The 8919-nt window shown below is 34.1% G+C and carries 9 protein-coding genes and 2 tRNA genes; all 11 read right to left on the bottom strand.

Annotation, left to right across the window (positions count from 1 at the left end; all coding sequences use genetic code 11):
- The coding region (locus PHD84_09945; GenBank protein MDD5638117.1) for a hypothetical protein at nt 1-505 on the bottom strand (505 nt) is incomplete at its 3' end.
- Between the two features lie 131 nt (nt 506-636).
- Nucleotides 637-1602, bottom strand: a complete 966-nt coding sequence (gene pfkA / locus PHD84_09940) for a 6-phosphofructokinase (GenBank protein MDD5638116.1) — start codon at nt 1600-1602, stop codon at nt 637-639.
- A gap of 74 nt (nt 1603-1676) precedes the next feature.
- On the bottom strand, nt 1677-2264 hold the full coding sequence (gene pth, locus PHD84_09935) for an aminoacyl-tRNA hydrolase (protein ID MDD5638115.1): 588 nt from the start codon (nt 2262-2264) through the stop codon (nt 1677-1679).
- 45 nt (nt 2265-2309) lie between these two features.
- Nucleotides 2310-2996 carry a 50S ribosomal protein L25 gene (locus tag PHD84_09930; GenBank protein ID MDD5638114.1) on the bottom strand — a complete coding sequence of 229 codons (687 nt, stop codon included), beginning with the start codon at nt 2994-2996 and terminating at the stop codon, nt 2310-2312.
- Between the two features lie 33 nt (nt 2997-3029).
- Entirely contained in the window at nt 3030-3989 is a 960-nt protein-coding gene (locus tag PHD84_09925; protein ID MDD5638113.1) for a ribose-phosphate pyrophosphokinase, read from the bottom strand.
- 26 nt (nt 3990-4015) lie between these two features.
- The gene (glmU, locus tag PHD84_09920; protein MDD5638112.1) at nt 4016-5419 is read right to left on the bottom strand and encodes a bifunctional UDP-N-acetylglucosamine diphosphorylase/glucosamine-1-phosphate N-acetyltransferase GlmU; all 1404 of its coding nucleotides are present in this window, start codon (nt 5417-5419) and stop codon (nt 4016-4018) included.
- A gap of 110 nt (nt 5420-5529) precedes the next feature.
- A tRNA-Gln gene (locus PHD84_09915) sits at nt 5530-5603 on the bottom strand.
- 384 nt (nt 5604-5987) lie between these two features.
- A complete protein-coding gene (gene spoVG / locus PHD84_09910; protein ID MDD5638111.1) occupies nt 5988-6335 on the bottom strand; it encodes a septation regulator SpoVG in 348 nt (115 codons plus the stop codon).
- Nucleotides 6336-7079: 744 nt separating this feature from the next.
- The gene (gene rsmA / locus PHD84_09905; GenBank protein ID MDD5638110.1) at nt 7080-7919 is read right to left on the bottom strand and encodes a 16S rRNA (adenine(1518)-N(6)/adenine(1519)-N(6))-dimethyltransferase RsmA; all 840 of its coding nucleotides are present in this window, start codon (nt 7917-7919) and stop codon (nt 7080-7082) included.
- A gap of 297 nt (nt 7920-8216) precedes the next feature.
- Nucleotides 8217-8292 (bottom strand) — tRNA-Thr (locus PHD84_09900).
- 366 nt (nt 8293-8658) lie between these two features.
- On the bottom strand, nt 8659-8919 hold a 261-nt coding region (locus PHD84_09895), incomplete at its 5' end, for an NYN domain-containing protein (protein MDD5638109.1).

Genomic DNA, 8919 nt, shown 5'->3' with positions numbered 1-8919 from the left:
ATTCCACTTTTAGTTGACCTTCTCGCTGTAACTTAAGGTGCTGCTGGTAAAACTTGTTACAAGACATTATTTTAGGAAGAATAGCCCGATAAGTACTGATAATAATTAAGGGAAAGGGATAATTATCTTTTCCATCTTTATCGGATTGGAATAGGTGCAGTAGGGTAGACAAAACCTTTATTCTCTGCTTTACAATCTGGAAATCATGAGGCAAATCTTCATATGGTAAAACCTCATGAGGTGGAAAGATAAAAACGAGATTATTCTCCTGCCAACCAGTAAAAGCTAACAAATCATGATATAAACGCAGTGCTTCAGTAATATTATTAGTTAAACAAAGCAATGCTCGGTTTAATTCACCTTTTAAAGCCAGGGAAGAAATAAAGAAAGAAAGGGCACTACCCTGCAATCCCTTGATACTTAACAGTTTCTTATTCCTGGTTCGGAAATCTTTAAGAAATTGGCTATAGATAATATGTTGATCCCACAATTTGATTAATTTCATATCATTTCACTCTGAAAAGAAAAGGCTTTGAATATAATCAAAGCCTAAATGGATTTTTCATTATATGGCTAATTTGTTAAAATAACAAAAGAATTCCCAACTCACCTTTATTCTATTCAAATTATTTAATATTAGCGGGCTAAAACAGCAGCTAACTGGTATAGTGATTCGCGCAATTTTTTCTGGTTAGATAATACTTCTTCCAGAGCAATTACTCTAATATCATTGCCAGTTAAACCTACCATATGATGATACTGTTTTTTCAGTACTTGTTCTACCGCATCTGCTCCTAATCGACTGCCTAAGATGCGGTCAAATGCTGAGGGAAAACCACCTCTTTGTAAATAGCCAAGTACGGTTACTCTCATTTCAAAGCCAACCTTATCTTCCATGTACTTTCCGATTTCATATGCGCTACCCGCTCCTTCAGCTACAATGACAATACAGTGAGTTTTACCTCTTTTATAACCCTGTCTTAACTTATTACTTATCTCCTCCAAATCAGCAGGAAATTCCGGAATAATTACTGCTTCAACGCCACCAGCTATACCACTCATTAAGGCAAGGTATCCTGAATTTCTACCCATCACTTCAATAATAAATGCCCGGCGATGAGATGAAGCAGTATCCTTTATTTTATCTATTGCAGAAATAACCGTATTTAATGCTGTATCAACACCGATAGACATATCAGTACCATAAAGATCATTATCAATACTAGCCGGTATACCAACTACGGCAATTCCCTCCTGTTGACATAGGTCCAGGGCGCCAGCCAGGGAGCCATCACCACCGATTACAACCAGAGCATCTATCTTATTTTCTTTTAAAATACAGGCGGCTTTACTTAGTCCGGATTTAGTTTTAAATTCTTCGCTACGTGAAGTCATCAATAAAGTACCGCCATGCTGCATAATACCACCCACGCTTTTTAGGTTGAGGGGAAGAAATATTTTATCTAATAGCCCCTGATATCCGCATTGTATTCCCCAAACTTCCAATTCATAATATATTCCAGTGCGAACAACCGCCCGGATAGCTGCATTCATTCCTGGTGAATCTCCACCACTGGTTAAAACAGCGATCCTTTTAATCATCTCACCTTCCTGTTTTATCTTTCTACTCAAGCAGATTAAATTAAATTTTTATAAACTCTTACTTACTGGAGTTTTTAATTATTTAAATCTAATCCGTTATATTTTCTCATGGCAAAATTATAACCTTTGCTTAAAATATCTTCTACTGCCTGTACCGCATGGGTAATAGTATTCTCTACCAAATCTTTCTCTTCAGGTAAGAAATTAGATAATACAAAATCAGAATAGTCTAGATTCTCTAACAGCTTATCATTTCTTATTCCAATTCTCAAACGCGGAATATCTTCTGATTCCAGACTATTTATTACAGAATCCATTCCATTATGCCCACCCGAACTTCCCCTATTTCTAATCCTTATAATTCCCAGAGGAAGATGAAAATCATCATAAATAATTAGTAATTGATTATAGCTAATATTATAATAAGCTACAATTTCTCTTACCGATCTACCACTAAGATTCATAAAGGTTTGCGGTTTAACTAAAATAATTTCCTGCTCCAGAAATCTGTGATAGAGAATGTATGCTAAAAATTTCTTTTTCCATTTCAGATTATGGTCAGTAAACCTAAGAGCTAATCTTTCCAGAACTTGAAACCCAATATTGTGCCTAGTGTTTTGATATTGGGTTCCAGGATTACCCAAACCCACAATTATGCTCATGCCATCACAACCTTAGTTAAATTTTGCTTAACCCTGATAGTATTTCTATTCTTTCTCTTCCTTTTCTTCTTCTGCTTTTGCCTCTTTAGCTTTAATCTTTGCTTCAGGAGCTCCTTCTGTTACTTCTTCAGCCTCTTTTTCGGGTACTTTTTCCTCTACTTTACTGGGAGCAACGACTGAGGCAATAGTCCGATTAATATCAGTTAGCAGTTTAACGCCTTTTGGTAAAACAACATCTTGCAAAGTGATAACATCATTAAAACTCATTTCACTGATATCAATAGTTATTGCTTCCGGTGCATCTGCCGGAAGACATTCTACTTCCACTTCTCTCAAAGAGATATCCAGTATACCACCTTCTTTAATCCCCTTAGGCTCTCCTTCCAGAATAATAGGAACTTCCAGGGTTACTTTTTCTTTCATGGTCACTCCATAAAAATCGAAGTGATTGATTCTTTTTAGTAAAGAGTCATACTGGAAATCCTTCATTAACGCTAAACGGGTCACTTCCTTCTCATCATCCGTTTTTATCTTTAAATCTATGATTCCATGTGCATGTTTTTTATCAGATAAAAATCGGAAAAGTTCTTTCTCTAGTATTTTTAATAAAATATTATTTTTATCATGAGGAGAATAAAAAATACCCGGAACATATCCTGTTTTTCTAAGTCTTTTACTATCCTCTTTTCCGCTTTTTTCTCTGGTTTCTACCTGTAATTGAATTCGTTTCATAATCCGTTTACCTCCGCAGTAATTCTTTTTTTATTATCTAAATAGTGCGCTTATAGATTGATTATAATGAATACGCTTAATTGCTTCTGAAAATAATTCTGAAACTGACAATACTTTAATACAGGGTAATTGTTTTTCGGGAGGAATAGGAATAGTATTAGTCACTACTACTTCCATAAACAATTTTTCTTGCCAGTACTTTTCCAGACGTTCTCTGGCAGGATCAGCAAAAATAGGATGAGTAGCACAAACAAAAATCTCTCTCGCTCCGGCATTTAGTACTGCCTGGCTTCCTTTAATAATAGAGCCGGCGGTATCAATCATATCATCTACGATAATTGCGGTCTTGCCCTGAACATTACCGACTATATGCATTATTTCAACATTAGTATCAGAAGCTCTATATTTATCAATAATAGCAATCGGTTTATTTAAATAACCGGCAAAGTTTCTTGCTCTCGTTGTTCCCCCTACATCCGGAGAAACTACTACTGCATTAGACAAATCTTTAATTTTAAAATAATCTGCCAGAATCGGAGCAGCTTCTAGGTGGTCCACCGGGATATCAAAAAATCCCTGAATCTGTCCAGCATGTAAATCCATAGTCAAAATACGATGGGCACCTGCTTCAACTAATAAATTGGCAACCAGCTTAGCAGTTATCGGTTCTCTTGGTCGGGTTTTTCTATCCTGTCTGGCATAGCTATAATATGGTATTACTGCTGTAATTCTTTCCGCAGAGGCTCTATGAAGTGCATCAATCATTACCAGTAACTCCATCAGGTGATCATGTACCGGATGACAGGTGGGTTGAATCACAAACACATCCTGTCCTCTAACATTTTCATCAATCTCCACATGTAATTCTCCATCGGGGAATCTTGACACTTCAGCTTTTCCAAGCTGAGTTCCCAGATGAGTCACAATTTCTTTAGCTAATGCTGGATTAGCGTTTCCAGAAAATATCTGTAGTTCTCTATTATCACACGGAATCACATTATTGCCTCCTTATCTTTTCATTATTTTTCTTTCTTCTTATTCTGCTCTGTTTTCTTTTTCTTATTAACCCAGCCAACAATATTTTTTTGCCTGGATCGGGCAATTCCTAAGCTTCGAGGGGGAACATTACCGGTAATAGTAGAACCAGCAGCGGTATAGGCGCCTTTGCTAATAATTACCGGGGCAACAAGACAATTATTACTGCCAATAAAAACACCATCTTCAATAGTAGTGGGATTCTTCCTTATACCGTCAAAATTACAGGTTATAGTGCCGGCACCGATGTTAACCTTTTTCCCCAAAGTGGTATCCCCCAGGTAAGTTAGATGTCCAACTTTGCTACCTTGATTAATGAATGTTTTTTTAATCTCAACATAGTTACCAATTTTTACTTCATCTCCAATGATACTTTCCGGTCTAATATGGGCATAAGGACCAATGTTAGTATTATTGCCAATTTGGCTTTCTTCAATTATAGAAGAAAAAACTCTGGTTTGGTCACCAATGTGGCTTTGTACCACATGGGAATAAGGACCGATATGACATTTACTGCCTATCTGACTTCCAGCAGTTATAATGGTAAAAGGGTATATAATAGTTCCTTTACCTATTTTTACCTGGCTGTCAATAAAAGTGTTACCAGGTGAAATAATAGTTACACCTTCTTCCATATGCTCCTTTGTATTCCTTTGGTAAACTATTTGAGAAGTATAGGCAAGGTCTTGTTGTGTATTTATTCCTGTTATTTCAATTGCATCCTCTACGGTAATGCTTCCAATAGAGCATCCCTTATCTCTCATTATTTTAATAACATCTGTTAAATAATATTCTTTTTGATAATTATCTTTTTTCACTACAGTTAAGGCTGTAAATAATTCTCTACTGTTAAAACAGTAAATTCCCCCATTAATCTCCTTAATTTGCTTCTGCTCTTCATCTGCATCACATTGCTCTATAATCTTTATAACTTCTCCAGCTTCGTTTCGTATTATTCTTCCATAACCTTCCGGATTTTTTAATTTTACCGTTAATAGAGTACAACAAGCTGAACTATCGCGATGGAAAGCGATAATTTTCTGGATAGTAGTTTGCTTCAATAATGGAACATCGGCAGATAAAACTAAAATAATACCACAAAAATCAGCTAAGTATGGCTCAACTTCCTGTAAAGCCTGAGCAGTACCTAATTGTTGTTTCTGGTGAACATAAATTACCTCTTTATCAATATCTTTTACCGCTTCTTTGATTTTTTCCATCTGATGACCAAGTACTACAATTCTCTTTTCAATTCCTAAAGACCTGGCCAGCTCTAAAGAATAAAATATCATGGGTTTTCCTGCTAAGGGATGCAAAACTTTGGGAAGTGCGGATTTCATTCTTTTCCCCTGACCAGCTGCTAATATAACCGATGTAATATCTATCATAGCATTATCCTGCCAATATTTTTTTATGAAAATTCAGAAAAGAAATTATTTGGCTGAGGTAAAATAAATTTTACATTAGAAAATTTGGATAAATAAAAATAGACTATATCTGGCTGGGGTGGAAGGATTCGAACCTCCGATGAGGGAGCCAAAGTCCCTTGCCTTACCGCTTGGCTACACCCCATTCAATTAATGTTCAAAGGGGGTTCTTCCCCTTGAGAATTCCTTAAATTAACCTCAAATTTAATATTGGTCAATCCTAAGACCTGTCTTTAATGTCTTTTCTTTGATAATTCTAATTTTTACTTAAAGTGTAATAGTTATAAAAATCACACTCTCCTAAAATACAACGGAGCATATATTATTTCTTGTTCAAAATATTTTTATAGTAGTATCGGAATTAAAAAGTATTTCCGATACTACTATATACTTATCTCTGGTTAGATTTTTCAGTCAGGAGAATCACTTATTGTTGCCCTTCTTATTCTCCTGACCATTTTAAATTAAATTTAGCCAACTAATATTATAATAAACCAATCAATATTTTAAGCAAACTAAATCTAATTTCTTATTGTTCAGATGATTCAGAATCATCTATAGGCTCAGCGCTACTGCTCTCTGCTTCATCATCTTTTGGAGATTCACTGCTTGCCTTATCTTCCTGCTCAGTTGCTTCGTATTCCTTTAATACAGCGGTCTGAATCATTTCTCTGACTTCTGTATTTATAGGATGAGCTATATCCTTATGATTTCCATTGGGTAAGAGTTTACTGGGCATTGCAACAAACATACCCTTTCTTCCATCAATAATTCTCAAATCATGAACTACAAAGGAGTCATCAAAAGTAATAGATACATACGCTCTTAGTTTTCCATCAGTCTGTATTCTTCTAATTCTAACATCAGTAACTTGCACTTGCTTACACCGCCTTTTCGTTTTTTGTTTTTTTCTATTATCTAGTTACTATTTACAATACCACACTTTAAGATTAAGTTAATATCTAAGCTGATTACAAATTATATTTATTATTTTCCAACTTTCAACAAAATAATCTCCCACTGCTACATATTTTCATTTACCTCCTGTTATATCGCATTTTAGTATGTAATATATCATCAATCCTAAAGTAAATAGCTTTGGGTTTTCTTGTTCCTCCGGATTTTCAAGAAGAATTTTTCTCCTTGATAATTCCTAAATAGATCAGACCTTTCTGTTAAAAAATAAACACAGCAAAAAATAATTGCTGTGCTGAAATTAATTCATATAACCAGCTTAAGAACTCTCCTACTCTTATTGTTGCAATCAATAACCTTTGTGCCATCATAAACTTATTAACTTCTTGAAGTCATTCCTTTTTCAGAGCTTGTCAAATTTTATCATGCAAAATAGTTATTTGTCAAAAACTTTTTATTTTTTACAATTATTTAGCAATTATAACTGAATTAGTTGTTAGTCACTTATCTTTATTCGTCAGATAGTTATTTGGTTTCTGATATTTCGTTATTGGTTTTTAGTTAAGAATAATGAAACTATATTTCAAATTGCTAATACTCTCTGTTTACTTATTACATAATTAAAGCATGGCTAAAATACTTAAGCAAATGGAGTGCTAATTTAAACTGCTTCCCTATCATGCTTTATTGCAGATCTCAACAAAAACTAATTTATAATGTTTTTTATAACTTTGGTAAGTTTAGGATATTCTTCTAAAGATAGAGTTTCTCCCCTTTGGTTTGGATTAATCCCCGCCTCTTCTAATATTTTTTCCAGCACATACTTTTTCAGACTTTTTCCAAAATATATTTTAAGGGCATTAGCAAGACTTTTTCTTCTATGCTGAAAAATAGCACGAACTATATCAAAAAATAGATCTTCGTCTATCACTTTAATATGCGGTTCCTGTAAAAAATGTATTCTAATAAGCAAGGATTCCATTTCTGGTTTAGGGAAAAAAACATTAGGCTTTACCAGATGTAATTTTTCAATCTTGGCATAATAATTTGACATCACTGATAGTAGACCATAATTCTTGCTTCCAGGTTTTGCTAACATACGTTCCGCTACTTCCTTTTGTACCATTACTACTGCAATTTTCAATATACTCCTCATATCCATTATCTTTCTCAATAAAGGGAGGGAGATGGAATAAGGTAAGTTTCCGACTAATTTTTCGATGTGATAGCCTTCCTGTTTTTTTAGACTCAGAAAGTGAGCTAAATCAAAAGTTAAAATATCCTGATATAATACTGTAACAGAATTGCTATATGGGGAGAGTAGATCATCTAATATTGGTTTAAGACGGGTGTCTTTTTCAATGGAAAAAACATGTTGCACGGCAGGAATTAAGGCTAAAGTTAACGAGCCTAAACCTGTACCAATTTCCAATACTGCTTCCTCTTTTTGTAAGCTTAAAGATTTAACAATAATAGTTGTAATATTATAATCTATAAGGAAATTTTGGCTTAACTTTTTTAGGGGTCTAAATTTATATTTTATCATATATTCCCTTATTTTTTTAAGAGAAAGGAAGAAAGTAGGTGGTGATATGGACATGAGTTTTTACCTCAAAATTATCAGGGGAGCAAGCTCCCTATGAACCTCTCTATCTATATTCTTTCATCTATTTTTCTCTAATACTCTACCTGGCAATCTTGTATTTAATACTTTTATCATAAATTTTTTACCTTAAGGTACAAAAAATCATAGTAAATATATACACTATCTTATAATCTAATCTAACATATTTGGTTCTTTATTTAAAAAATTATGTCATAAATATCTCTGATGGAAAATTAATGGAGCCGGCGATCTGAGTCGAACAGACAACCTACGGATTACGATTCCGTTGCTCTGCCAATTGAGCTACACCGGCTCATTACTCTTTAATCCTTATTTTATTTGACTTTCCAGCATTCTCATCTTTTGCATTATTCTCTCGAATATCTCTTTGGTGTCCATATGGTGTCCATGACATATCCAATCTATTCACTGCATCCTGCAGATGTACCCTGTTTAAGAATCAGTTAAAAACAGCTTATCAAAGAATTGTAAGAATGGCAATAATTACAGGCAGCTTTTTTTAGTTTGAATAAATAAAAAAGTTGTAAAAACTAAGTATACTTCGTTTAGATAGAGATCTTAGATTAGTTCAAACTTTCTTATAATACTTCAATTGATTGCATTTTAGTTAAATTTTTGGAAGAAAACTAGCGAGGCAAATTTGCACACATCTAAGAACTTATATATTCTCCAATCCCTGCAGTTTTACAAAAAAGGAACGGCGAGCTCTTCTTTTCACATCACATAATCCATCAATTGACATTGACAAGCTACCCTTAAAAAATACATTTTCTATCTTTTTATTAAAAAGTTTGGTATTTTCGATAGCGCTTTTATAATCTCCATCATTCGCAATAAGAATAGCCACATCGTATTTGTTAAGAGCTGCCATTGCCACCATATCACAACTTAATTGAGTATCCAGATTCTTTTCTTGAAG

It is taken from the genome of Atribacterota bacterium (assembly GCA_028717805.1).
Lineage (GTDB): Bacteria > Atribacterota > Phoenicimicrobiia > Phoenicimicrobiales > Stramentimicrobiaceae > Stramentimicrobium.
The sequence above is the reverse complement of the archived record's forward strand: the minus strand, read 5'-3'. Positions and strand labels throughout refer to the sequence as shown.